Origin of the sequence: Vampirovibrio sp. (assembly GCF_041737375.1) — a bacterium.
Classification (GTDB): domain Bacteria; phylum Cyanobacteriota; class Vampirovibrionia; order Vampirovibrionales; family Vampirovibrionaceae; genus Vampirovibrio.
Genome location: NZ_JBGSRV010000010.1, coordinates 146,218 through 171,801, shown reverse-complemented (window position 1 = coordinate 171,801; position 25,584 = coordinate 146,218). Strand labels below are relative to the sequence as shown.

Annotated in this window: 24 protein-coding genes and 1 other RNA gene; 12 read left to right on the top strand and 13 right to left on the bottom strand. The window is 51.0% G+C overall.

From position 1 onward, the window contains the following. Positions 1 to 30: 30 nt before the first annotated feature. From fliM to ACEW81_RS05715, 5 genes are all read left to right on the top strand, one after another. Positions 31 to 1,062: a flagellar motor switch protein FliM gene (gene fliM, locus ACEW81_RS05735; RefSeq protein WP_373532008.1), complete on the top strand. Its 1,032-nt coding sequence runs from the start codon at positions 31 to 33 to the stop codon at positions 1,060 to 1,062. After that, positions 1,062 to 2,144: a flagellar motor switch phosphatase FliY gene (fliY, locus tag ACEW81_RS05730; protein ID WP_373532007.1), complete on the top strand. Its 1,083-nt coding sequence runs from the start codon at positions 1,062 to 1,064 to the stop codon at positions 2,142 to 2,144. Before fliM ends, fliY begins: the two co-directional genes overlap by 1 nt. Before the next feature lie 192 nt (positions 2,145 to 2,336). Beyond that, on the top strand, positions 2,337 to 3,158 hold the full coding sequence (locus tag ACEW81_RS05725; protein WP_373532006.1) for a pentapeptide repeat-containing protein: 822 nt from the start codon (positions 2,337 to 2,339) through the stop codon (positions 3,156 to 3,158). Between the two features lie 50 nt (positions 3,159 to 3,208). After that, the gene (locus ACEW81_RS05720) at positions 3,209 to 3,433 is read left to right on the top strand and encodes a metallothionein (RefSeq protein ID WP_373532005.1); all 225 of its coding nucleotides are present in this window, start codon (positions 3,209 to 3,211) and stop codon (positions 3,431 to 3,433) included. Positions 3,434 to 3,588: 155 nt separating this feature from the next. Continuing rightward, the gene (locus tag ACEW81_RS05715; RefSeq protein ID WP_373532004.1) at positions 3,589 to 4,611 is read left to right on the top strand and encodes a hypothetical protein; all 1,023 of its coding nucleotides are present in this window, start codon (positions 3,589 to 3,591) and stop codon (positions 4,609 to 4,611) included. Between the two features lie 106 nt (positions 4,612 to 4,717). On the opposite strand, the gene ACEW81_RS05710 is transcribed toward ACEW81_RS05715, so the two are convergent. From ACEW81_RS05710 to yihA, 3 genes are all read right to left on the bottom strand, one after another. Further along, entirely contained in the window at positions 4,718 to 5,533 is an 816-nt protein-coding gene (locus ACEW81_RS05710) for an enoyl-ACP reductase FabI (RefSeq protein WP_373532003.1), read from the bottom strand. 269 nt (positions 5,534 to 5,802) lie between these two features. Continuing rightward, positions 5,803 to 6,810 carry a hypothetical protein gene (locus ACEW81_RS05705; protein ID WP_373532002.1) on the bottom strand — a complete coding sequence of 336 codons (1,008 nt, stop codon included), beginning with the start codon at positions 6,808 to 6,810 and terminating at the stop codon, positions 5,803 to 5,805. Between the two features lie 169 nt (positions 6,811 to 6,979). Next, a complete protein-coding gene (yihA, locus tag ACEW81_RS05700) occupies positions 6,980 to 7,636 on the bottom strand; it encodes a ribosome biogenesis GTP-binding protein YihA/YsxC (RefSeq protein WP_373532001.1) in 657 nt (218 codons plus the stop codon). Between the two features lie 206 nt (positions 7,637 to 7,842). Between yihA and ACEW81_RS05695 the strand changes: the two genes are divergently transcribed. Next, positions 7,843 to 8,679 (top strand): hypothetical protein, encoded by an 837-nt coding sequence (locus ACEW81_RS05695; RefSeq protein ID WP_373532000.1) that lies wholly within the window; start codon positions 7,843 to 7,845, stop codon positions 8,677 to 8,679. Between the two features lie 93 nt (positions 8,680 to 8,772). Here the strand turns inward: ACEW81_RS05695 and ACEW81_RS05690 are convergent, their stop codons facing one another. Next, a complete protein-coding gene (locus tag ACEW81_RS05690) occupies positions 8,773 to 9,069 on the bottom strand; it encodes a hypothetical protein (protein WP_373531999.1) in 297 nt (98 codons plus the stop codon). 128 nt (positions 9,070 to 9,197) lie between these two features. Here ACEW81_RS05690 and rnpB point away from each other — a divergent pair. Continuing rightward, positions 9,198 to 9,589: RNase P RNA component class A (gene rnpB / locus ACEW81_RS05685), an RNA gene on the top strand. Positions 9,590 to 9,706: 117 nt separating this feature from the next. Here rnpB and ACEW81_RS05680 read toward each other — a convergent pair. Genes ACEW81_RS05680 through glyS form a run of 4 tightly spaced genes read right to left on the bottom strand, consistent with a single transcriptional unit; the run spans position 9,707 to position 15,267 of the window. After that, entirely contained in the window at positions 9,707 to 10,270 is a 564-nt protein-coding gene (locus ACEW81_RS05680; RefSeq protein ID WP_373531998.1) for a hypothetical protein, read from the bottom strand. Positions 10,271 to 10,310: 40 nt separating this feature from the next. Next, entirely contained in the window at positions 10,311 to 10,880 is a 570-nt protein-coding gene (locus tag ACEW81_RS05675) for a DUF366 family protein (protein WP_373531997.1), read from the bottom strand. Between the two features lie 4 nt (positions 10,881 to 10,884). Beyond that, positions 10,885 to 13,080 (bottom strand): transglycosylase domain-containing protein, encoded by a 2,196-nt coding sequence (locus ACEW81_RS05670; protein ID WP_373531996.1) that lies wholly within the window; start codon positions 13,078 to 13,080, stop codon positions 10,885 to 10,887. Between the two features lie 60 nt (positions 13,081 to 13,140). After that, on the bottom strand, positions 13,141 to 15,267 hold the full coding sequence (gene glyS / locus ACEW81_RS05665; RefSeq protein WP_373531995.1) for a glycine--tRNA ligase subunit beta: 2,127 nt from the start codon (positions 15,265 to 15,267) through the stop codon (positions 13,141 to 13,143). Positions 15,268 to 15,553: 286 nt separating this feature from the next. Here glyS and ACEW81_RS05660 point away from each other — a divergent pair, with 286 nt between their 5' ends. Continuing rightward, the gene (locus ACEW81_RS05660) at positions 15,554 to 16,357 is read left to right on the top strand and encodes a VWD domain-containing protein (protein ID WP_373531994.1); all 804 of its coding nucleotides are present in this window, start codon (positions 15,554 to 15,556) and stop codon (positions 16,355 to 16,357) included. 67 nt (positions 16,358 to 16,424) lie between these two features. Here ACEW81_RS05660 and ACEW81_RS05655 read toward each other — a convergent pair whose 3' ends face one another. Next, positions 16,425 to 17,144 (bottom strand): type 1 glutamine amidotransferase, encoded by a 720-nt coding sequence (locus ACEW81_RS05655; RefSeq protein ID WP_373531993.1) that lies wholly within the window; start codon positions 17,142 to 17,144, stop codon positions 16,425 to 16,427. 229 nt (positions 17,145 to 17,373) lie between these two features. Here ACEW81_RS05655 and ACEW81_RS05650 point away from each other — a divergent pair, with 229 nt between their 5' ends. Next, positions 17,374 to 17,529, top strand: coding sequence for a hypothetical protein (locus ACEW81_RS05650; protein ID WP_373531992.1), 156 nt, complete (start codon positions 17,374 to 17,376; stop codon positions 17,527 to 17,529). Between the two features lie 73 nt (positions 17,530 to 17,602). Here ACEW81_RS05650 and ACEW81_RS05645 read toward each other — a convergent pair whose 3' ends face one another. Then, positions 17,603 to 17,884 (bottom strand): hypothetical protein, encoded by a 282-nt coding sequence (locus ACEW81_RS05645; RefSeq protein ID WP_373531991.1) that lies wholly within the window; start codon positions 17,882 to 17,884, stop codon positions 17,603 to 17,605. A 366-nt stretch (positions 17,885 to 18,250) separates the two neighbouring features. Here ACEW81_RS05645 and ACEW81_RS05640 point away from each other — a divergent pair, with 366 nt between their 5' ends. Further along, on the top strand, positions 18,251 to 19,477 hold the full coding sequence (locus ACEW81_RS05640) for a TIGR04552 family protein (protein ID WP_373531990.1): 1,227 nt from the start codon (positions 18,251 to 18,253) through the stop codon (positions 19,475 to 19,477). Positions 19,478 to 19,592: 115 nt separating this feature from the next. Here the strand turns inward: ACEW81_RS05640 and secF are convergent, their stop codons facing one another. From secF to ACEW81_RS05625, 3 genes are all read right to left on the bottom strand, one after another. Next, positions 19,593 to 20,753, bottom strand: coding sequence for a protein translocase subunit SecF (secF, locus tag ACEW81_RS05635; RefSeq protein ID WP_373531989.1), 1,161 nt, complete (start codon positions 20,751 to 20,753; stop codon positions 19,593 to 19,595). A gap of 42 nt (positions 20,754 to 20,795) precedes the next feature. Next, entirely contained in the window at positions 20,796 to 22,103 is a 1,308-nt protein-coding gene (gene secD / locus ACEW81_RS05630; RefSeq protein WP_373531988.1) for a protein translocase subunit SecD, read from the bottom strand. Between the two features lie 156 nt (positions 22,104 to 22,259). After that, the gene (locus ACEW81_RS05625) at positions 22,260 to 23,273 is read right to left on the bottom strand and encodes a phosphodiester glycosidase family protein (protein ID WP_373531987.1); all 1,014 of its coding nucleotides are present in this window, start codon (positions 23,271 to 23,273) and stop codon (positions 22,260 to 22,262) included. A 334-nt stretch (positions 23,274 to 23,607) separates the two neighbouring features. Here ACEW81_RS05625 and ACEW81_RS05620 point away from each other — a divergent pair, with 334 nt between their 5' ends. Next, the gene (locus ACEW81_RS05620) at positions 23,608 to 24,681 is read left to right on the top strand and encodes a hypothetical protein (protein WP_373531986.1); all 1,074 of its coding nucleotides are present in this window, start codon (positions 23,608 to 23,610) and stop codon (positions 24,679 to 24,681) included. Beyond that, positions 24,681 to 25,538: a hypothetical protein gene (locus tag ACEW81_RS05615; RefSeq protein ID WP_373531985.1), complete on the top strand. Its 858-nt coding sequence runs from the start codon at positions 24,681 to 24,683 to the stop codon at positions 25,536 to 25,538. Before ACEW81_RS05620 ends, ACEW81_RS05615 begins: the two co-directional genes overlap by 1 nt. The last annotated feature ends 46 nt before the right edge of the window (positions 25,539 to 25,584 follow it).

Sequence of the window (25,584 nt, the reverse complement as noted above, 5' to 3'; positions counted from 1 at the left end):
GGAAAAGGATAGAGGTTCATCGGTTCACATATGCTGTCTCAAGAAGAAATTGATAGCCTGCTTTCATCTCTATCGGTAGAGGTGGATCAGCCTGCGACGGGACAAGTTACGGGTGAGGGTACGGTGGTTACTTCCAAGCCCAGTACCGACAAGCGCAACTACAAGTTGTATAATTTTCGTCGCCCGGATAAGTTCTCCAAAGACCATTTGCGGGCCTTGCAGACCATTCATGAAAGCTTTGCCCGACAACTGGGCCTGGTGATGACGGCTTACTTGCGGATGACTGTGGAAATTGATGTGGTATCCGTTGATCAGCTCACGTATGATGAATTTGTACGCTCCATGCCCAGCCCCATGACGGTGAGTATTCTGGAGCTGGACCCCTTGCCGGGACAAGTGCTGCTGGGCTTTGGCTATGAGGTAACCTCCAGCGTGATTGATCGCATGCTGGGTGGCCCCGGTACACCGGAGGCCAGAGCGCGGGAACTGACTGATATTGAGCAATCGCTGATCCGTCGGGTGCTGGATCGAGCCATTATTTCTCTGGAAGAAGCGTGGCGCTCCATGATGAACGTGAATGCCAGTATGGTGGGGTTTGAGGAAAGTTATGCCCTCATTCAGGTGGCCACCCCTGGTGAAATTGTGGCCTTAATTACGTTTGAGGTTAATCTGGGGAACAAACATTCCGGGCTGGTGAGTTTGTGTGTACCTTACCCTGTTTTGGAAGGGGTGATTAGCCAACTTAGCGCCCAGCATATTTTCCACCGCCAACAGTCCAGTATTCCGTTTGAAGAGCAGGAAAAGATTTTAAAAAAATTGAATTACGCCAAAATTCCGGTTCAGGTTTTACTAGGCGGCACAGAATTAACAGTGGGCGACTTATTGGCCCTGTCGGTGGGCGATGTGATTCGTCTGGATCGGGAAGCCAGTGATGATTTGCTGGCCTGTGTAAATGGCCGCCCCAAATTCTACTGCCGACCGGGGAAGTTGAAAGACAAGTTGGCTGTTTACATGTATGAAAGCGTGGAACTTGAAGAATCAATTGAGGGATTTGGCCTGTGATGAACGAGATGAATGGCGGCTTATCGAAAGAGGAGCGTGACGCGGTCAGTGAAATGACCAGTATTGCCATGGGCGCCGCAGGCTCAACCCTGGGTGTTCTGGTAGGCCAGGAAATAGAAATTGCCCCGCCCGTGGTGGTGGAATACGATAATCTGGCCGAAATGGAAATTCCGTTTGGCGATGACCCCAAAACGCTGGTTTTGGTGCAGTTTGTCAAAGGCATTCAAGCCAACGCCCTTTATGTCATTAAAAACGTGGATGTGCGCAGACTGGCTGGCATGATGCTAGGCAGTTCCGGCGATTCTCCCGATGAGGAACTGACTGAGCTGCAACTGGGCGCCATTGGCGAGCTGATGAACCAGATGATGAACGCCGCTGCCAACGGACTGGCTTCAGTGGTGCATGAAACGGTGGAAATTAATAACCCGGAAGTGATTCCCTATTCCAGCGATATGCTGGCCCAGTGCTTGCCTCAGATACTCTCTGAGCCCTTTGTATTGACCAATCTGCAAATGCGGGCAGGCAGTGAAACCATTCTGGAAATTATTGAAATGCGGGTTTCCTCGGAACTAAAAAGCCAGGTGGCCAAGTTGATGTCTCTGGATGCCTCATTGCCGGAAGCGGATGACGAGCTGGACTCCTTGGGTGCCGCCACCGCATCTCAAACCGAGTTGAGCAATCCACAACCGGCCATGGCTTCTGCGGGGGCCTCCCGAGGGCGGGTGGGAAATTCTGGCGGCGGCGGACTTCAGGTGGATCCGGTCACCGTGCGTCCGGTGGAATTTGGTTCCTTTGATCATCAACCCAATGTGTATGGAGAAGAGAATAAAAACCTCTCTCTGGTCATGGATGTCACCCTCAACCTGACGGTTGAGCTGGGTAAGACAGAGCTTTCCATTAAGGATGTTCTGGAGTTGACCCGAGGCTCTGTTATTGAGCTGGAGCGAATTGCCGGAGAACCCGTGGACTTGATGGCCAATGGTAAGTTAATCGCCAAGGGCGAGGTGGTGGTTATTGAAGATAACTTTGGTTTGAGAATTACCAGCATTGTTTCCCCCGCCGAGCGCTTGAGAGGCCTGTAAGCTGATTTGATGACTTGCGGACTGATGAGCGCTGTGTTTTTTAGCCCGCAATTCGGCTAAGGGCTTTCCTGCTGGAATGTTCAGACTTTACCCTTCGGGCGCTTTTAGCCTTAAAAATGCCTGATTAGGTGATTTTTTGCATGGGTGGCGGTGGTAGGCTGTTATCGTCCACAAATCAGGTGGGAAACGGCCATGCTGAACTGTAAAGGGCAACATCTGGAAGCTGCTAACTATGCCTATGCCAGCTTGCGACAGGCTATTTTTGAAAGCGCTTTCTTGCATGAAGCTAATTTTTCAAGGGCCACTTTGATTGACGCTAATTTTAAACAGGCTCAGCTCAGCGAGGCCAATTTTTCAGGGGCCTGCTTAATTAACCCGGATTTTTCGGCGGCCATTCTGGATGGCGCTCATCTACAAGAGGCGGATTGTTTAAATGCGGTGTTCAAGGGGGCTTCATTGGTGGGCGCTGACTTGAGCGGGGCTAAATTGTTTAACGCCATTCTCACCGGGGTGGACTTATCCAATGCCAATTTGAATGAGGTGGACTTAACCGGGGCCACCTTGTTCAACGCCACGCTGAACGGCACCAGTTTGAAAGGGGCCAACCTTTGCGGGGCGGATCTGGAAGGCGCCCATCTGCAAAATGTCAATTTGCATCAAGCCAATTTGTCTCGTATGGATATGGGCCATGAAGGCTATTTAATGGCCCCGCAGGGGCATTCTTCCAGTATCCGGGATACGGACCTTTCGGAGGCTAATCTAGAGGGCGCCCACTTTGAAAGTGTGGACTTACAAGGGGATGACTTTCATGGTTCCAATCTTAAACACGCTTTTTTTCAGGGCGCAAACTTGAATCAATCGCATCTGGAACAGGTGAATGCTCGGGATACCAGTTTTGAAGGCACTGATTTGTGTTCTGCCATGATGGAAGGTGCTTACTATGACACGCATACCCGTTTCCCCCCGCGTTTCGATCCGGTGAAAGGTCGCATGATTGATGCCGGGTCCTCATAAACGCCGGTGATAGAGACCCCGGTTATTACTTGAGACAGGGAGGTATTTATATGGCCACGATTACCGAAATTTGCGCTTGTCCTCGCTGCAAGTGCGAAGTGACGCATCATGCATCGGGTGCGGTGAAAAAAGGGGGGCTTTATTATTGCGGTAAACAATGTGCCGAAGGGCATCAAAATTATCCGGGCTGTGGTCATACCGATTGTGTTTGCTACGCCTTGCCGGGTGATGACGCAGGAAAGCCATCAGCGGAACGGGTGAGTGGTCACGGGTAAGGTAAATCGCTCCAAAGGCTTGTCATGGGCATGTTCTAAAAGTTTAAAGCTTAAAAAGCCAATTGATAAAGGGTTTTTGCGTATTTTTTTACTTTTGGGCTAAACTACATCTGGGTTTTATTCAATTGAAATTATATTGAGGTGAGGAAACTACTATGTTGGAGCGATTGACTTCGGCTGCTTTGCCGCAGCCCTATGGCACGTTTAAAACCACTCAAACAACGAAACCGGCTCGCCAAGCAGTCTTGGGCGGTACGGTTAATCCGTTAAATTTATCGGCTCAACGGCATTTGGCCAACCGTCAGTCTTTAATCCAGCCGAAAGATCGTTTGCTGGTTCGTACCACCCCGGCCCCGCTTAAAACGCAGGCGGTGCTAAACCCTTTTAAAGCCGCCCGTAATCCAGTGTCTGAAAAAGAGTTTGATCAGTTGTTGAAGGACTTGGCTCCCGTAGCGCCTGGTTTGAAACAGATGAATCCAGCGGAGAAAAAAGCGCTGTTCAAGCGTTGGGTCGCCAGTACCAACCAATTGTTACTGGATGTCACTCAGCTGCGTAAAAGCGGAAACACGGTGGAATTAATCACCTACCGGGAAGACGGGAAAATTGATATGGAAAGCCGATTGCCCATTGTGGCTGGAGCCAACCAAAAATTGGTTCAGGCATCGGGTAGCACCTATTTACCCGGCGCTAATCAGCATCGCCCGATTACCAGTTTTGATGATTTGATGGGATGCATAGGCTCTATGGTGGTACTCAGTTTGTTATTTGGCCCGCAAATGATTATCGGGGGGCCGCTATCGGTAAAGCTTGAAAATATGGGCGCTTCCGCTAAAAACCAGCTGAAAGACGCCCGGTTTTACCTGCAAGCCCTGCCCAAAACCCAGTCAGACTTTAAAGCCGACTTTGAGACGCTTGATTTTTCCAGCGCTGAAAAAAAGAAATTAAGCCCAGGGGCCACTGCGTATGGAAAGAACGTGGCCCGCAATGATTCATTGCGAAGCCATGTGGATCAGGTTTTTGAGGCCATGAAGCGAGTGGCCGGGACTATCAAGCCCCATCATCAAGATCAATCGGCAGAGTCGCCGCTTAAAATAGGCTTGTTATCCGTTGATCGGCTAAGCGGCCAAAAAACACTCAAGGATGTATCAACCTTGTTTTCTGCCGAAGGTGGGCAATAATACCGATCGTTTGAAATCGGCTCGTCGTTCTAAACATTTGCAGACATGAAAAAACCGGCTCGATATTCAAATATTGAGCCGGTTTTTCAATAAATTGCCCTAAGGCTTAAAAGCCCATAATGTGAAAGCCGGAATCCACGTGGATGACTTCACCAGTCACGCCACGGGAAAGATGGCTAGCCAGGAAAAGGGCGGTATCGGCCACTTCACCGGTTTCGGTGCTCCGCTTCAGAGGGGTGTGTTCTTCCATGTACCCCAGAATGTTTGAAAACCCGGAGATGCCACGGGCCGCCAGGGTTTTAATAGGCCCAGCGGAAATGGCGTTTACCCGCACGTTTTTCTGGCCCAAATCGGCAGCCAGATAACGCATGCTCATTTCCAAAGCGGCTTTGGCTACACCCATAACGTTGTAGTTTTCAACCACTCGCTCCCCACCGAGATAAGTGAGGGTAACCACGCTGCCGCCACCGGCTTTTTCAAACAAGGGAACCGCGGCTTTAGTTAATGCGGTCAGGGAATAGGCGCTGATATCCTGAGCCAGCAGGTACCCATCACGGGAAGTGTCCACAAAGGAGCCGGAGAGATCTTCTTTTTTGGCAAAGGCCACGCTGTGAATCAGGGTGTCCAGCTTGCCAAACTCATTGCCTACGGCGTCAAAAACAGACTGAATTTCGCTGTCGTTGGTCACATCGCAAGGCAGTATCAGGGAGCCTTCCAGCGTTTCGGCCAGATCGCGCACATTTTTTTCGAGCCGTTCGCCCTGATAGGTAAATGCCAAGCGCATACCGGCAGCGCTAAGGGCTTGGGCAATAGACCATGCAATACTGGTTTTGTGGGCCACGCCAAAAATCAGGCCGGTTTTTCCAGCCAGCAAGCCTTTTAGGGCTGCTTGGGGAACTTCATTCACTTCAGTGACAGGCATACAAGGGATCCTTATTCTGAACAATTCTTTAAAATGTCATTAGCGTAGCTGGAACAAGCCGCTTTTTCAAACGAAAGCTTCCGAATAAAAGCTTTAGAGTGGATGGTTGGCCCACCCGGCGCAGCCAGCGCAGGCCAATTGTTGGGCTCGGGAGTGGTTCAAACGCCTGATGCCCCTATCTCCCCGTTGGGTCTGCACGTTAAATTTCCGGCTTTCCCGCTTCAATAAAGCCAGTTGACTTAATGAAGCCGGTTTTCCCGAAGCAGTTGCTAATGCACGGTATCCAGCGTGAGGCCACTGTCCAGGGTGGTTCTTAAGGTTGAGTTATTAAGCTCTGGTGTCAATGCCTTTTGGGCGGCTGAGCGAATTTGCGTAAAGGTTTCTGCTTGATGCACCACTTTGGAATCGTTGAGGGGTTTGATGTTGCGCCGCGTGGTGGCCAGGTTGTCTAAATGATAGGTTTGTCGGGTGGATTGAATTACTTGATCCAGCAGGTGGACCGCCTGTGTTTTCTGATCGGCGCTCAGTCGCTGGTCTGCCATGACCACTGTTTTTCCGGTTTCCATGCTCAGATTCCATTGTTCGATGGAAGCCCTTATACGCTCTGGACTAGCGGCCAGCTCTTTGCTGGAGTAATGGCTGGTGGTGGCTTTGGCCAGATCCCGAATGGCTGGATTCATAGGATTGGCGGGATCGGTCACGATTTGATGGGTGGCCTGAACCGATGCGGACATCAGGGCTTGGTGAGAGAGGCCTTTTAAATGCTCGTTTTGGGTAATTTCAGCCAGTTTTTGCAGGCTTTGGGCCACGTTGGAGGATTGCTGAATGGTTTGCAGCACGGTGCGTTGATTTCCTTCTGCGCTGCTCACATTCATTTCTCCCCCGTTGGCTTCTCGAAGCATGAGTTGGGTGCTGCTTTGAAGGTGAGCGTTTTGCATTTTGCGAGGAGGATGACGATGAGTGGTGGGATTCATAAAGTCCATGTTTAGCCCGCCAATGAGGGCAATGCCTGATTTTTGCGCCCCTTTGTTCGGCTGGTTCTGGTTAGCGGGTGTCTCCAGATTAAAGCGGGTTAAATAGTTGGTGCTGTTATCGCCCAATTCACCGGAAATACCGTTAAACTGTCCAGACAGCGAGCCGCCCAGTACCACAATAGCGCCCCACACTACCAGCGATACTCCCCCCAGGATGATGGTGTATTCCAGCAAGCTTTGACCGTGTTGATTGAATCGGGCAGGTAAAGCGCCATTAGATAGGACTGTTTGGGGGTGGATCATGGTGGAGAAAACCTCTTCACTACATTGCTACTGCCAGCCAGGTATGCAGGTGTCAATGCCAAGACAGGCCCTTGGTGAAAACGAAATAAAGCCGATCGCTTGTACAAAAAAGCTATCGGCTTTCTCCATTGTTTTCTGAAGTGTTGAGGCTTTAAATATTAATGAACTGTTACCCCAGAGGTTCTTCATCCTCGGGGGATTGTATGGAAGGCCGCTCTTCCTGAAGCGCCTTTAAAATACGCACCCAGGACTTGTCTCTGCCTGTGTTGTTTTCGGCAGAAAAGGCAATGATATCCTCGGTTCTCAAATCTAGCGCCCGAGCGCATAAGGCCACTTGCTTGGCCACTTCATTCCGGGAGAGTTTATCAATTTTGGTTAAAACCACCTGAACCGCTCGCCCACGGTACTGCAGCCATTCATACATCTGAATGTCGTTATCCTGCGGGGCATGGCGGGCATCAATCATTTGCACCACTAGTTGAATCGATTCCCGCTTGGTGATGTAGGCTTCCAGATTGTGCCGCCATTTTTCCTGCTCGGTTTTGGAAATTTTGGCATAGCCGTAACCGGGCAAGTCCACAAACAGCATTTTGGCTTTTCTGCCTTCGCCGGGGGCGTAGGCAATGTCGTAAAAATTGATATAGCGTGTTTTGCCGGGGGTGTTGCTGGTGCGAGCCAGGTTTTTTCGCAGGGTTAGGCTATTGATGAAAGACGATTTGCCCACGTTGGAGCGGCCAACCAGTACAAATTCCGGGCAGCCCTGAAAATCGGGGCATTCTTTCAGGCTGGGGGCGCTGATTACATAACTGGCGGTCAGGATTTTCATAGAAGAGCTTCTGGCTGTTTCTCCACCAGCTAATGGGTGGTCAAGGAGGGGGAAGAATGGATAATTAAAAGGAGTCCAATGATCATGTATGGTAACAGGCATGAGCCGGGAAGTCGAACCGGTTGAACTTTCAAGCAGGACAGTCGTCGACAATGCTATGTGAAAATCGCTGGTATAACGGGCTGACTTCAGGAGACTATGCGCTAATGATGCGGAATCACCCACTGTTTAAAGTTATTCATCAAGCCTGCGTGCTGGGCTTAATGCTCGCCGTGTTCAGCTTTTTTATAAGCCCCCAACCAGCTTTTGCCCTGCGCAACGGGTATGGATTCGCCCCTCAGAAGTATCAGAACGGCTATACCTACGGGAACGGGATTTATTTTGCCCCCTATCGGTTCACCGTGTACACCGAGCCCAAAACAGATGCCCCGGCCATTGGCACCTTTCGTTGGAGCCATCAAACCGCAGGCAATACCATCTCCGTCTTTTCGGCCAATGGCGATGAGCATTCGGTTTACGCCGATCACACCTTCTTTTGTTTCTATCCGCAACTGGATGTGGCCATGATGGCCGTGGTGGGAGATACCGACGATGGCTGGGTGGAGATTGTGTACGATCAGGCTGGGCATAAAACCGGCTGGGTACAGGCCAAAGCTCCCAGCACTGAAGCAGAAGGCACCACCTCGGTGGCCAACCCCAAAAGCCCAAGTCCGGAACCCGTTCACTTTGGGCTGTATCAGACCTGGTTGGAATTTATGAAGCTGAACGCCAAAGCCAGCGGCATTTACTGGCTAAGCGGTGTAAAAGAGTACAATCGTTCCATTCGCAGCAGCGATGCCGATGAAGCCAAAATGGTGCCGGTGACCATTATTCGGGATTTAAAAGTGCGCCATCTCCGGGGTAACTGGCTGTTGGTGGAAGTATTGGATTTTCAGCGTAATACGCCCATTGGCTGGGTGCGTTGGCGAGATGACGATGGCAACTTGATGGTTTTTCCCAATATTTCGGGTAAGCATTTGCCCATTGTCACCACTACCTTTTGAACGAATCTGGTTCAGTTCAGCAACAGGCAGCTTAAAACGCACCGTTGCTAGTGGTAAAGGGGCCGGGAAAAGTGCGATGGTACCAGCCGGGTTTTAGAAAAAGAGCGCGCCATTCTGAAGCATTCTTTCCCGCAATTCCTGATTTTTCTTTCTCAGGTTGCTAGCGCCTTCTTGCATCGCCAAAGCCACTTGATAATTGGTTTGGGCCTGAATACCCTGTAGGCTTAGCGCCTTGTCCTGAGAGGCCAACGAGGTGGACTCACCGATGGAGGCTGTGCCGGTGGCGCTGTTGGCTAAAGCGGCTCTGGATTGATTGGCGCCAAACATAGTAGCCGCACTGCCGTAAGACAGATTGGTGGCAAACATGGAGGCAATCAGTGGCGTGATCATCGATAATCCTTTTAGTTGAGATAACGCAATCATACTGCCTTTTAATTTGAAGGAAAAATATATAAACAACTTGCGATGGGAGGCCCTCTGTACACTCCGCTCTAAAGCGACTATGATGGCGGGTGAAAAGAGACGGACAGACGATCGCGGGTGTGCGCGTCACGCCTGAGGAAAGTCCGGGCACCACAGAGCATGTAGCCGGGTAACGCCCGGTGCGGGCGACCGTGAGGATAGTGCCACAGAAATGATGACCGCCGATGGCCCGCAAGGGCACAGGCAAGGGTGCAACGGTGGGGTAAGAGCCCACCGGCAGGGCCGAGAGGCTCTGGCCAGGTAAACCCCGACAGGTGCAAGGTGCCGGAGATACTGCAAGCATCCGCTCGCAAGTCTCCAACGGAGGCCGCATTGAATTGCAAGGGCTGCTCGTCCGCTTCCCATATCCCGCTAGAGCTGGTCGGAAACGGCCAGTCGAGACAGATGATCGTCTCAAACAGAACCCGGCTTATGGCCGTCTCTTTTCACTTTTCATACCCCGATTGAATCTATCGAAATATCCATTGAGTCATCGCCGACTCATGGCAGGCAAAAGCCCTGAAGTTCTCAATCTCGTGCTCAGTACTGGGTTGGGTGTTGGTTTTTACTGGGGCACTGGCGGGGCGGATGAAGAATCTGATTCAGAGAAAACTGAATCCTCAATGGGGCAGGGCGCTGCCAATGGCTCTGCCGATCGGCTGGTTTCCGCCGCCGGTCGATTGCTGCGAGCAGGGGGCAAGCTGGGCGTGCCTCGGGTATTGGTTTTTTCGTTCAGCGCTGCTTTTTCGGGCTTTAAATCGGGTTTGCTGTCTGGCAAGGGCTTGGGGTAATCATTTTCAAGCAAGGCATCATCCGAAACGGGCGGCAAATCAGCATCGCTGGGAAAGGCTTCTTCCAGGCTTTTTTCTGCCCTTTGGGTATTTGGCTCAGGTTCTTTGAAGTCCGGCGGCACATTGACGGTGGAGCGCATCAGCCCATCCGCTTTGCTATCTGGGCTCATGGTGGAGGTTTCGCTAAAGCGGCTTCCCACATCCGGGGCCGATTCGGGCAGACGGGTATTAAAGTCCAGGTTTACGTTTTTGAAAAACAGGCTGAAAAAGATGATCAGAATGACCAGCGAAACCGCTACGGTGGAGAAAAACAGAATTAATAAATTTTTGGGGCCCATTACAAATGCTCTCTGTTGGGGGTTGATGCAAGACTCATGGTTATCCCACGGCCCGTACTTTACAGCAGGATAGGCGGATATCAGCCCATTCCTCAGCCAGGGTTCTCATACAGGCCATGGCGAAAGGTTCCACCTGATCGCCCATGCCCAGCTCGGTGGCCAAGCCGGAGGCCTCCACGGGGGCGCCTTGTGGGTCCACGTTAATGCCGGTATGAATTAAAATGGAAGTGGGGCTGACGGTACAAATGGACACGGACAGTTTGGCGGTGTCATCAAAAAACAGGTCATCTCCCCGGCGACGAATGTGGGCTTCGGGGTTGAGCATATTAATGCGATCCTGCACAATGGAGGTGAATAAGCGTTGTAGTAAAACGCCTTCCTGCAAGCTGATCCCGAAAATTTCCACAATGAAGTTCAGCATTTTTTTGGAGTAGATATAGTCGTCGTTCAACACGTCTTCCAAATCCACCATGTTTTCCTGATTGACTTCACAGGGGCCAATAAAAGCCACCACCGAATCGCCCAAAATGCCAAAATTTCGGTAGATCCAGTGATTTTTCAGTTCCTTGCCGGTGTAAGGCGTTTCATCCGGTATAAAGTGATATTTCATAGCACTAGTTTACACCACTTTCAGAGCCAGCGTTTCTGGAACCGTTCGTACTGGGAACGGGTAGCGGAACCGCCACGGATGGTGTACGGCGGGCATTCCCGGATTCTACCAGCGGCTTGAGTTCGCCATTCAGGGTGTCATCGCCATTGGTGGCAAAACCACCCGCGCCGGGATGCAGTGGCGAGTACCCATAGTTGGGATCTTCAGGCGGTGAGGCTGGCAAGCCCAGCGTGGCATTGGCGGGAACTGCGATTTGCGTTTTTTCAATATCCAGTTCCGCTTTAGGCCCTAAAAATTTCTTTTCCACCAGAATTTTTTGAGGTTTTGGGAAGGTGCCGACCTCAATGGGGTACATTTTATAGTATTCACGGGCAAAGTTACCCCACACAGTAACCGAGTTGGAGCTGAACACCCCGCGTAAGGGCACATACTTGTCGTTACCCATCCACACGCTGCCCACCATATCGGTGGTGAATCCGGTAAACCAGATATCCCGCATTTCATCGGTAGTGCCCGTTTTTCCAGCCACCGGGCGACCGGGGATGATGGCGTTTTTGCCGGTCCCTTTTTCCACCACGTCCTGCAAAATGGAAACCAGATTGTAAACGGGTTCCTGCTCAAAACGGCGTTCCGGCTGAGGGCGATCCAGTCGAATTTCCCGGCCTCGGCTGTCTTCCACTTTCATTAAGACGGTGGGTGGCAGGTACAGGCCGCCACGGGCAATGGTGGAGTAGCCGGTAATCACTTCCAAGGGCGAAATACCGGCAGAGCCTAACAGGCTGGAGAAATTGGCGTCGATGGGCGACTCGATACCGGCCAGCCGCGCGCTTTCAATGACCGGCTGAATGCCCATTTTTAAACCCAGCTTTACGGTGGGGGTGTTTCTGGACAGGGTGAGCGCTTTGCGAATGGTCATAGAGCCCATGTAGCGACCATCCCAGTTGTGGGGACACCAGTTGCTGTAGCCGTTGTTAAAGCAAACCGGGCTGTCTGAAATCATGCTTTCCGGGGTAATCAGGCCCAACCGAAAGGCGGTGAGGTACACAAAAGGTTTAAATGTGGAACCAATGGCCCGGTGCTGCTGGGTGGCGTGGTTGAACTGGTTTTTACCAAAATCCCGACCGCCCACCAGTGCCAATATATGCCCATTGGCGATATTTTCCACAATAAAGGAACCTTCACTGGCCCCGGAAAATTTAATTTTATCCATCTCATCATAAAGCGCTTTTTCGGCCAGTTCCTGTACCGGCTCATCCATAGTGGTATAAACCTTGAGGCCACCCTGACGCACGGCGCTTTCGCCAAATTTCTCTTCCAGTTGCTGAATGACATACTGAATAAAAAAGGGATGTTTGGAAGGCGTGGAAATCTGGCGGCTAAATTCAATTTTTTCCGCCTCAGCGTTTTTGCGTTGATCCTCGGTAATGTAGCCAAAGGTCACCATGGCCCCCAGCACTTCCAGCTGCCGTTTGCGGGCCGCTTTGGGGTAGGCGTAAGGTGAAATACCCTCAGGCGCTTTTAACAGGCCTGCCAGCAAGGCGCTTTCTCCAATGCTTAAATCCCGAGCCGCTTTCTTAAAGTAGCGACGGGCCGCCTTTTCAATGCCATAGCTCTGGTTGCCCCAGTACACCTGGTTCAGGTACATTTCCAAAATTTTATTCTTGTCGTAATGGCGCTCAACCCGCATGGCCAAAAGCGCTTCGGCAATTTTACGGGTAATGGCCCGCTCGGGGCTTAAAAACAGGTTTTTAACCAGCTGCTGGGTCAGGGTACTGCCCCCCTGAACGTCATCGCCTCTAAAGTTGGCCGAAGCCGCCCGTAGGGTGCCTCGCATATCCACGCCGTTGTGCTGGTAAAAGCGGTTGTCCTCAATGGCCATAACCGCCCGTTGAATATTGGGTGAAATTTCCTTCAAGGGCACCACCACCCGATCTTCATCCCCGTGAATGTTGGCGATTAAACTGCCATTGCGATCGTAGATGCGGGTGCTTTCATAAGGGTGCCACTCGTGCAGCACTTTCACGTTAGGCAGTGCGGCAGCCGCTTCGGCCAGCTTGTTGCCCAGCAGCACCGATAATAAAAACATCAAAAAGGTGAACATCGAAAAGATGGTCAGGATAATGATCAGGCCCAGGCGATCTTGAACGACTTCGCTTTTTCGGCGAATGTCTACGGGCAACTCAAACTGTCGATCAGTCATTTTCTGCCATCACTCTTTTTCAGGGAAGTTTTAAAAACCGTTGAATTGATGACTGTCGCATTACACCACCAACTTGGTGAAGCAGGCCAATTTCAGATAAAAACGGTTTAGCACACTGAGAAGATTATATCTGTTTTTTCGCACCGCATCATCAGGATCATTCACCATGACTTTTTCAAAGAAAAGCTCAATGGCGGGATTAATGGCGGAAAGCGCCTCGGACAGCGCCATGTAGCTTTGACCGGCTGGCTGAGCCTCCAGCGCTTTGATCTGATCCAGCAAAGCGGTTTCGGCGGCGTCCCGAAAGTGGGTGGGATTCACCTCGGCAGTGGTGGCCGCCGGGTTGTACTGCTTACTTAAAATCTTGTAGATGCGATTGGCGGGCTCATAAACCTTTTTCAGGGTTTCTTCCTGCTGGGTGAGCTGTTTGAGAGCCTCCAAACGCAGCAATACATCGGGCAAGTCCGATAAAGGCGCTTGATCCGATTCCAGCACGGCGTCAATCAGGTCGTAGCGATTGTCCTGCTCCAGCAACCAGCCCCGGAAGCGCTGCAGAATGAAGGTGTTTACCAAATCCAGCGTGGTTTTTTCATCCTGAAACTGGGCAGTGGGCGGGGCGCTGGCGGTTAGGGTCTGGTAAGCCTCGCTCATCAGGGCCAGCAAATCGACCGTCAGTTGATTTTCCAGAACCGTCTGGATAATGCCGCTGGCCATCCGCCGTAAACCCAGCGGATCTTTGGAGCCAGAGGGCAGTTTGGCGTTTTTCTGGCTGAATACGGCTACTACCGTGTCCATTTTATCGGCCAAACTCACCGCAATGCCCACTTTGGATTGCGCAATCAGGTCGCCGGTAAAGCGAGGCAGGTAATGTTCAAAAATGGCTTCGGCCACCGCCTCGGGTTCCCCCGACAGCTTGGCGTATTTGCGGCCCATGGCCCCTTGTAATTCGGTAAACTCAAACACCATGCCTGTCACCAAATCGGCCTTGGCCAGCAGGGCGGCCCGCCGGGTTTGTTGTAAATCGCTTTCCGTGTACTGCAAGGCTTCTGCCACTTGTCCGGCCAGTTTTTCCAGACGGCGGGTTTTTTCATACATACTACCCAGCCCTTTTTGGAAGGTAATGCCCTTCAGGCTTTCCAAACGATCCTGCAAAGGTGTTTTTTGATCTTCCGCAAAGAAAAAGCGGGCGTCTTCCAGTCGGGCGGTTAATACCTTTTCATTGCCGTGGCGAATCATGTCGGCGGCTTCCCGGCGGCCATTGGATACAGTCATAAAATACGGCATAAGCTGGCCATTGGGTTGCCGCACCGGGAAGTATTTCTGGTGAGCGGTCATCACGGTGGTGGTCACTTCTTCCGGTATTTCCAGAAACCGTTCTTCAAAGCGACCCACCACGATAGAGGGCTGTTCGACCAACATGGTTACGGTATTCAGCAGGCTTTCGTTTTCCGCGACCTGACCACCCAGTTCCTGCGCGCTGGCTTGCAATTGCTGCCAAATCAGCGTTTTACGACGATCTTGATCGGCGAGAACCGCCCCTTCTGTTTCCAGCAGTTCCAAATAATCAGCAACCGCTGTTATTACCACTGGCCCGTTTGCCATAACCCGGTGGCCGTGAGAAACCACCCCGGATTCCACGGGGCCAATTTGCAAGGGCAAATGCTGGTTGTTCCATACCGAAGCCAGCCAGCGAATGGGGCGGGAAAAGCGAATGGTGTTACGCCCCCACGCCATAAAATGGGAGCCGCTGAGGCTGAGTACGATACCGGGCAGCAGTTCGGCCAGCAGTGCTTGGGTGGGGCGTCCCGGCATTTGTTGATTGAGCACCATGTAGGTGTCGCCCTCAATCGTTTCCTGCGCCAGTTGGGAAAACTCCACGCCCAGCTTGCGGGCAAAGCCCAGCCCCGCCTGAGAAGGATTGCCGCTGGCATCCAGAGCCACCCGAATGGGAGGGCCTTTGGTTTTAAAAGTGCGTTCTTCCTGCAGTTCAGGCAGGTCTTGAATCACAAACGCAATGCGGCGGGGGGTAACATAAACCCGGGCATCCCCATAAGTTAAGGCCTGCTCATTCAGGGCGGCTTTCACCTTGTCGATCAGTTCCTGAGGGGCGGAGAGCAAAAACTCCAAGGGGAGTTCCTCGGCGCCGATTTCCAGCAGATAGTGGTTGCCTTGGGGGGATGCGGTCATGTTTGGGTCAGCCTCGTCCATCGTCACGCTTTACAGTGGCTTTATTGTCCTATACCCAAGCTCGCCTTGCAAAGAATCTGCAATTTACCGGCTTGGTGGTGAGCCAAACATGCTGGTAGATACCCTTGAGCGGAACCGGGGAAAGCGGGGTTCTTGAAGGTATTTTGAGGTGATTTGTATTTCTTAATATGTTGTTGGGTATTTTGGCAATATTTCATAAGTATATGTTTTTATACATTCATAAGGGTTGCACTACAAGTTACGGAACATAAGCTGGAGTAAATCAATGACCGCTATTAAACCCACCCCCTATGCAGCGCTGGCCCAAGCTAAAACAAGCGCTAATGCGTTAAGGTATCCTCATCCTCCTGAAAAGAAACCGGTTGCCGCCAATGAAACTGCTTTTATTTGGGGCGATCCGCATATTGCAGGCGCAGATGGTGACAGGTTTGATGTCAATAAAGTGGGAAAATTCAACTTATTGGAAGACAAAGGCGTTAAGTTTAACGCGGATTTCAGGAAATTCACCGATAAAAGCGCTGCCACTATCATTCGTGCCACCGATCTGGAAGTAGACGGTAAAAAAATTAAAATTGACGTCAACGCCAAGGTTACCATTGACGGAAAAGAGCTTCAGTCAAACACCTACAAGGCTTGGGGTGGCGATAACCAGATTAGTAAGCTCAGAAACGGCAACGTATTAATTGATACGGGTGAATACACTATTTTAGTGGCCTCAGAAGGCTCTGCTAAAAACAAGTTCCTGAACGCCAGTGTTTCCAGCGGCAAGCATGGGGTTAGCGCCGATGGCGTAGCGCCCAAAGGGTTACTGGGCGAAACCTTTGACGCGGATGCCGTTAAACAAACCAAGCCCAAGAAAAATCTTGAATCCTACCAGGTGGGGGTAAAGCCAGCCGCTCCCAAGCCAAGCACCCCTAAACCCACTACTCCAACTACCCCTAAGCCAACTACCCCTAAGCCAACTACTCCTAAACCAAGCACCCCTAAGCCAGCCACCCCAGATATCAAAAGCTGGTTTGACCAGTTCGTTGCCTTATTGAAACAGTTGTTTGGCAATTTCGGTAAGTAACCCCGTATATTCAAAAAGCCCTGGTCATGGCCAGGGCTTTTTGTCGTTGATTGTTGGACTCAGCCGTTTAATGCTTAAGGGCCAAGGCCCGTTGGTGCGCCTGGATTTCAATCTGATCGTTCAGGGGTTCCAGTTGCACGGTTCCATAGCGACGTTGCAGGGCTTTGCCAATCAGCTCATCCGCCAGCGCCGGGTTTTTGGGCAGCAGAGAGCCGTGTAAATAGGTTCCGTAAAAATTGCCCTGGGCCACGCCTTCAAAGCCATCTTCCCCGTTGTTGCCTTTGCCGTGGAGCACTTTACCCAGTGGGGTTACCCCTTTGCCTAAATAGGTTCGCCCACTATGGTTTTCAAACCCCACCACCTGCTGGCCGTTGGGTCGCTCAATGGCCACATTCCCGATGTAGCGGGTATTGCCAGCCACCGTGTAAGCGTCAATCAGGCTTAAGCCTTTTAGTTCGTCTCCGTTGTGGGGTTTGTAATAATTTCCCAAAAGCTGGTACCCCCCACAAATGGTTAGAAATACGGCTCCATGCTCTCCTGCCAGTTTTAAACTGTGGGCTTTTCGCTGATGAATGTCTTCACAGACCTGAATTTGCTGGGAATCCTGCCCGCCGCCCATAAAATAGAGATCCGGCCCCTCGGGGTCAATGGTGTCTCCCAGTCCGGGGGTTAAAATTTCCACCTCAATACCCCGCCATTGGCAGCGTTGGTACAGGGTTAATATGTTGCCTCGATCGCCGTAAATATTGAGCTGATCGGGGTAGAGATAAGCAATGCGTAGTTTCATGTTTGTTATTCTAGCGCTTTTTGGGCTGTCTGTTAACGAGGCTTAACAATCTAACATTAAAAGGGAAATATTTGCCTTTATACAGGTACAGGGTTGGACATACGGCTGAAAAACAAAAGTGGGTGGCAAAAGTGAGCGACTGAGGCAATGAGGCCGGGTCACTGAACGGGTCAATGAAATAGATGAAGTCTTAAATACGGTAAGTGGTGTGGAGAATGAGGATTAGACGATGATGCAATGGCATAAAAAACGGGATACGCTGCACGATAAATACGGCAGTGATGAAGCCTTGAAACAGGCCAAAGATTTACTTTTAAAGGATGAGCAAAGCGAAGAAGCTTTTTTGGGCGCTCAGGCGGTTTTGATGTTGCAAGGGCTGCTGTAAGAAAAATTTTTAAACACTTCAAAAACGACGGCTGTATTGGCCGTCGTTTTGGCGTGTACTGAGTTGGCCTGGGTTAGTTCTGGCGGATTACTTCTGAGCCAAAATCGTCGATAGGACCCATCCAGTTGCCGTAATAAATGTTGTGAAAGAACTTCTCAGTAGTGGTTTTGGTCTGCACAGAGGCCTCTTTCCACTCCTGGCGGTTGCGCTGCTGGTTAGCGGTTTGAATCACCTCGGGAGAATAGCCTTTGATTTTCATCAAATCATTTTCCGGGGCATACGCAAAGGCGGAGCTGGCTAAGGTCATGGCACCAATCGCCAGGGTTAAGCTTAAAAATGGATGGGGTTGCTTCATAGTCTCCTGAACTCCTTTTTATCCCTTGAAAGGTTGGGTGGGTTTAATGGAACAATCGGCAGCGTTGGGCAATGCTTTAATGCAACTTGAGAAAATCCCTTCGATTGGGTGGATCGCTTGGGCAGGCGTTCGGTTCGCTTTGCTATTGCTGTAACGGTTTTATGGGGGAGGCGTCGCATCTCCAACTTGATATATAATCAGTTTAGAGGTGTTATGGTTGGCCTGACTCCTAATGATGGAGGATGTTTGCCCGAATGACGGAAACGGATGGAAACTGTCGGTATTCAATTTTTTTCCAGCTTTGCCGATGGTGTTTGTAATGGGCTGAATCAGTCGCGTCATTGAAAAACATGAAAGTGAGTGTAGATGGTGCCTGATACATTTTTAACCGAAGATTCCGACTCGCCAAAATTGGTGTCCTTTGCCTCGCAAAGTAGTGCGCTGAGCGGTTTTGATCTTTCCGGCCCGGACCCCTTGGGCGTGGAAATGCCGTGGGAAGTGCTGGGGGCCATGATTCAGGGGAAATCCTCAATCGATTTAACCGCCATGCCGTTTTACACCCGAGAAGAAGCCCAGGAGTTTGTTTACAACTACGGCTTTGATCTGGATGTACCGGAAGATATGGCCGAAATGGAAGCCTATGTGATTGAGGCCATTAATTTTATTGAGCATCGCTTTTTAACCCGCTCCATCGATTGGGCGGGTCTGGGTGAACCGGTGATTCCGGTGGATAAAATACCACTCTCAGTTTCTTCTCATCGAAATGTGATTGACTTGATCATGATGGCCTCCCAGCCAGATCATCCCACCCGCGCCTGGGCTTGCGCCTTGCTGAAGGTGATTCATACCCTGGTTTATATTCAAAACAGCCCATTGTACAAGTATCATGCTCAGGCCAGCGAAACTATTCTGGCTCGCTTTCGGGATGTTTTATCCCCGGAAAGTGACGGCACAGTGTTGCTGAGCGGCAACCGTGGCCGATCACTTCGGCTTTACGCCTTTGAGGCCAAGCACCATAAGCCCCGAGAAAGTATTTTGCTGAAACTGCTTTGCAAAAAAGAAAATGTGGCCGAAAACGTGTGGGATTTGGTAGGGGTTCGACTGGTTACCTTTCACCCGGCAGAAGCGCTTTTGGCCGTGGACATTCTGCGGGAAAAAAAAGTAATTCTGTTTCCCAATGTGATTCCCAGTCGTTCTCGCAACACCTTACTGGATTTTGCTCACTTTCAGGAGCTTTACGAGGTGGCCCTCGCTGACTACAAACTGGGAAAACGGAGTTTGGAAAGCCTGTTTAAGCTGTTTGAAACCGATGACTACATCTTGCCGGAAGAAAGTCCCAGCAACGCCAACCCCCTTAGTTCTCCCCAATATCGCTCCCTGCATATTACCTGTCGCCAGTTGCTTCGGGTGAAAGCGGGCGGACATGTGACCGAGGCCCGTTTTGCCTTTCCGTATGAAATTCAGGTGCTGGATAAGTCCAATTACCTCAACAGCAAGGTTGGCCACGGGGCGCATGCCCGCTATAAACAGCGTCAACTGTTTGCGGCCCGCCGTCGGGTCATGGGCAGTTTGCTGACCTTGGAAGAAGGTTAATTGACGGGCTTCAGCTTATTGGGGGCCTTCCCAAAGACAGGCTGAAAAAAGGCTATAAAAAAGCCCTCTCCTGATAGTGCAGAAAGGGCTTTTTTATAGGGATTTAAATGGCCATTTACGCCTTGGCGACTTGAGAGCCAGCGCCGCGGTTTCGCCACATGGCCAGCAACACGCTGGCGTTGAAAATACTGGAATAGGTTCCGGCAGCCACCCCGATGATAATGGCCAATACGAAATCCTTGGTGGTTTCCCCGCCAAAGAAGTACAGGGCCAGCATGGTCAGCAGTACCGTCAGCGAGGTATTAATGCTGCGGGTCAGTGTCTGGTTGACGCTCATGTTCATAATAGTGACGAAAGGCAGTTTTTTGGTGTAGTAAACCCGCAGGTTCTCTCGAATGCGGTCAAACACCACAATGGTATCGTGAACGCTAAAGCCAATAACCGTGAGCACAGAGGTAATAAACAGGCTATCAATTTCGGTATTGTACAAGCGGCTGAACATGGCAAACATGCCAAACAGAAACAGGGTATCATGCAGCAGCGCCAACACGGCGCACACCGCAAAATCAAACTGGAAGCGGAAAGTCAGGTAGCCCACAATTAAAATATAGGCCAAAATAAGCGCCAGCAAGCCATTGCCCAATAGTTCCTTGGCCAAAGCGGGGCCAATGGAGTTTTTTTGCAGCAGGGTTATATTGCCGTAACGGCTTTCCAAATCTTTTAGAATTTCCTGATCCACTTGCCCTTGCATGTGCTTGGCCCGAATGGACACAATGGAGGCGATTTTCTGCTCTCCGGCAAGCGCTTTCGTTTCAGACGTTGTGGCTTGTGTTGGCGTGGCGTGCTTGGCCCCTTCGGCTGTTGTGGTGGTATCAGCGGCTGGTGTGGGGACTGGCGGTGGGGTACTGGCTGGCGGAGAAGGCTGTGTGGCCCCACCTCCTATTTCAAGAGCTTCTTTATTGACGCCCACCCGTGGTTCCTGAATCTGAATCACAGAGCCGGTGTAACCGTGCTCATCAAATACGGTTTTTATGTCCTCAACATCGGATTGGGCAACCGGCCTGGAAAAGCCATACTCCAGCAGGGTTCCTCCCTGAAAATCAATGCCCAGCTTGAGAGGGGCGCGAACTTCAGGATCTGTCATGTTGGCGTAAATAAAGTAAATGCCGGGCAGCAAAAACAGTAATGAAACGCCAATAAAGAACCAACGGTACTTATACAGGTTCAAAGGGCCTTCTTGAATGGCCAAGGGTTCGGTGGAAACGGGTTTGGACATATCGGTCGTTCTCTTTCCAAATGCTGTCGCGTGGAAGCGTGCTTATACTTTAACGGCGGAGCCGCCATTGGGTTGTCCGCTGGCATTATCAACCAAATGCAAAAAGGTGCGGGTTACGGTAATGGCGGAGAACATACTAATGGCTACCCCAATGGCCAGGGTCAATGCAAAGCCTTTCACGGCCCCGGTTCCCATTACCCATAACAGCAAGCAGGTAATCAGGGTGGTGGTGTTGCTGTCAAAAATGGAGGGGAAGGCTCGATCAAAACCGACTTCAACGGCTTTCCATTTAGAACGACCGGCCCGCAACTCTTCTTTGGTGCGCTCAAAAATCAGGATGTTGGCATCCACAGCCATCCCGATACTGAGGATAAAGCCAGCGATACCGGCCAGTGTAAAGGTGACCCCTACGGTCATAAAAACGGCGAAGGTCAACAGGGTGTAAACCAGCAAGGCCATGCCCGCAACCAGTCCCCGCACCTGGTAGCAAACCACCATAAACACCAACACCAGCCCCAGCCCGATTAAACCGGCCAGTAGGCTTTGTTTGATAGAGGATTGACCCAGCAAGGGGCCGACCGTATTTTCCTCAACCACTTCAATATCCACGGGTAGTGCCCCAGCGTTTAAGGTATCCACCAGCTCCTTGGCCGATTCGTGGGTGAAGTTGCCCTCAATCATGCCGCTGCCATCCAGAATAGGCTCATTTACCGCAGGAGCGGACACTTGCTCATCATCAAAGAAAATACCGATGGGCGCTCGGGTGGGGGCCAGTTCACGGGTTAAATCCGCGAATTTCTTGGCGCCTTCGCTGCTCAGCTCAAATTGCACAATCCATTGGCCGCTTTGTTGGGTTGCGATATCCGCTTTGGTAAAGTCCTTGCCCGAAACGCCGGTGTTGACCCATTGTCGCTGGGCGTCCAGTTTTTTAAATTCCAGCTTGCCCACTCGGCCCAAACGGCGTTTGGCCTCTTCCGGGTCTTTAACGCCCGGAATTTCCACAATCAAACGATTTTCGCCAGCGCGTTGCACCACCGACTCCCCAATGCCCATGCCGTTGACCCGTCGCTCTATAACGGTTTGCAGGCTGTCCATGTCGGCGGGGCGCACTTTGGGAATGTCCGCAGTGGGTTCCGCCTGTAAGGTCAAGCGGGTTCCTCCTTTCAGGTCAAGCCCAAGGCGAATATTGTCTCTGTCTTTTATCACCGTCCATAAAGATGCCATGATCAGCACCACGATGATTAGCAGGTTAATTTTGGGATTTTTGAACATGGCGTTTCTCGATGTCCCCAATGAATAGCTTAGCTGGCTGGCCTGTACGGAATAGGCAGGCACTTGGCCGATTGTCATCCTGTTTTCACCCTGTTTCGATTCGGATGCTGGGCCTAAGCGCACTTTCTTTAAGGATACAGACTCTAACTCAGCCTATTGTAATAGAAAACGGGTTAAATTGAGAAATATTTTGTAAAGTAAGCCTCCCCGCAGGCCTATGAGCCGCAGTGCTCTTTAGCGGGGAACGACCATGAGCACCGATTTAACCGGTCGGATGACCGGGATGCCATTATTTCCAAATTTGCCAAAAACAGCTTGCCCCTGATGCCAAAAGCCGGAAGAGCTTCCGCCATCCAGCGCCATTGCTTTTACTGCGCCTCGAGCCTTCAGCAGGTTGGCCAAATCGGTCATATTAAAGCCAGAGCCGTTGGGCTTACTGGCATTTTGGGCGGCCATCATAAGAAGTACATCCCCTTTTTCCGTAATGCCAACCGCGCTTCGGGCATTCAGGGCAGATGTTCCAACCGGATCTCTCACCACTTTTCCCGCTGCGTTGTAGTCCACAAAGCCTTCCGAAAAGTCTTCCACCTGAGGCAATAAGGTAGGGCCCGCGCCCAAGGCTGATTGCAGTAAGCAGTCCTGAGGCACCGCCGCGTTTCTGGGGGTAATATCATAGCGGGTTTGAAAGGAGCCGCTGGGTTTTTGGCACAGATACAACCGGAATTCAGGGCGGTTAAAAATTTTGGGTAAATAGGGCAAAAGCTTGTCGTTATTGACCAAATTGGGGTTAATGCGGGGATCGGCAGTCAACAGGCCGCCTTGAAAAATAAAGGAGGTGGTCAGGCTGTTACTGGGGTCAAAAAAGCCGCCATTGATGATGAAAATCGGCTTTTTACCAGCAGCGCCTATGGTCGCTGTTTGCCAAATCGGTGATTTGACGGTGACCAAAGTTTTGGAAACGGCGGGCAGTACTTTATAGTCGCTTTGAGCGGGAACGCGCATGACATAAATACGCCCTTGCGGAAATTGCTTCTTCTCCAGAGCGGGGGCGGGTTTGGCGATTTTGACAGTGGCTGATGCAAGGGCATCGTTTTGGGCTTCTTGTTTGGGTTTTTCTTGGGCTTGGGTGTTAAGCACGAACGGAAACAAAAGCATGCCTATAACGGAACTGAGCGCCAGAACTCGTAAAGCGTCAGTGGCTTTGCGTTGGCGAGAGGTCGGTCCAAATGTCAGATGCGTCAATGCCATAAGCGGGGTGCTTTTCCTCATATTGAGCGGATCACTGGTATGTTAGCTTATATGGATCTGAGCTGTCGATGCTCGATTGTAAACAAATATGTAAGGCAAACCGTTTTTTGGCTGAGGGGCTTCAAAATCGGCTTGTACTGCTTTTTTTGAACAAAAATAGCATCATATTGGGTCTGATGGTTTTCTTATAATAGACTAGCCGATCGTTTGGGAATTTTTATAAGTATCTCTTTTTAGGTTAGTTGGAATCTGGATTTCACCTTTGGTTAAACCACCAAAAGGTCGGTAAACAGACGTATTGATAATTAAGACGAGGGACCTTGGATTGGGTTTTTTGCCGCCAATCACGACCAAGCTATTGCCTCTGCCCGGTAACCTGGTTTACCTGGCTGAAGTTGCGGTGCTCACCCGGCTGGCAACGGGCGTGATGCGGGTGCTGGAAAATCGTCCCTCCAAGCAAAGCGACCCTCATATTTCTGAGGCGCAAAAGAAGCAGTCTATGGCGGAACGCTTCTTTGTGGAAATTTTTGGCACCATGGGCTACATGCTTTGCTTGCACCTGGGCCAGGATTTGGTGGATAAGTTGGCCGATCGCTGGGATCGTCGGCCAGAGCTGCACTTTTTGAACCAGAAAGAGAACCTGTTTAAAGGCTTGGAGCATAACGCGGAGTTTCAGTCGGGCAAATCCACTTTGGAAAATCTTAAAATTGCCAATCTCAAAATTACCATTGATGATTTGGATCAACGCCTTCGGGAATCCGCCGAGGATGTATTTGGCAAGTATTCGCCTACCGGAAAAGAACGGCCCAATCATATGGTTTACAACACCTTGTATGAGCATGCCTTGCCGGGTACGGGCTCAACCGGTAAAGCCAATTTGGTGACCGTGAAAAACCGGCTTCGGGATAAATTGGTGGCAGGGCGAAGCGATTTGGTGAAAGGCCCTCAACTGGCTGAGATGGATGAGGCCTTGAGCAAAATTGTCAACGAAGTGAAACCGTTGAAAGATTTTGCCATGAAAAACAACAAGCTGGCTGTGCTGGGTATCGCCATTGGGGTGGCCTCCAGCGCCATTGTGGGTGGCACGTTAACCCAGTGGATGAACGATCGGGTGATTGCCCCCGGCGCCAAAAAGTTCTTCGCCAAAAAAGAACAGCAAAAATTAGCGAAAAATGCCATATTACCCATTCCAGAGGCCCCCTTACAGACGGCCCCCAAGTCTTTTTCCCTGTTGTCCCCCTCACCGGGCTTGCCGGTTGGCCCTGCCCACTTAGGGGTGATACCACCCCCGGTTTACTTGCCCAATCCCAAAATGCAGGGTGGCGCTTCCGGTTTTGCCATGTCTGTTTTTCCACCGCCGGTTCATAGTGGTGGGTATCCCTTTCCAAAACCCGGCGGGGGATTGTGATGCAGCCTTTGAAAAATTTACCGCAAGTGGCCCGAAACCTGGGCAATAATGTTTTGAATCAACCCGGCTTTTTTCGGGATCAATCTCTGATTTTGGCCTCTTTTGCCTTGGTGCTTTCTCGCATTGTGGTGGCCAATATTTCAGCCCTTAAATCGGTGGGCACCCCGGAAGGGCCTTTCCGTTATCGTGAGTCCATTCGGACGGACATGCGAGAAATTGGTGGCTTTGGTATGGGCTTTTTGGTGCTTCGTCTGGTTCAGTGGGGCGTTAAAAAGGGCCTTCGCTCTCATTTGGGCATTACCGAGCGCAAACTGGACAGTGATTATCCTTTGAAAAACGCGTGGCGGGATTTGACCACCAAGGAAAAGCCCGCTCCGGTTCGGCTGAAATTGACGTGGGACAGTTTCCCCCGCATCGCCGAGGACCAATTATCGCCCTTGGCCCAAAAAATTTCAGATGTTTTTGAAGCGCCCGTTTTAAAATCACTCAAGCACAAAGCCACTGCTCATGTAAAAACAGAAGGCTTGTCTGAGGCGGAAAAATTGTTGGTCAAAAACAAAGCCTTTATTACCGAGGGTGTTTATAAAATTGCGCCCATCCTGATTAGTTCCATTCCGACGGTGGCCTTGGCGGGCTATTTGCTGGAGCGAGTCACTCGAGATCATTCCGAAAAAATTGTAGATGCCGTTAGCAAGCGCATTGGTACGCAATCCAAAAGTCCGCATGCGCCATCCTCATTTGCCACTCCGCCGGAGCCTTTGCCCATGGCAAACCCGCCTCAATTTGGTGTGCGTCCGTTCACAAATCCTTATGCCGTATCTGCTCCCAGTGCCATGTTTGCCTCGCCACGTCTTTAGTGGCGGGTTGCCAAATGGTTGGGGAGCTGTTTTGCTACTCGTCGTA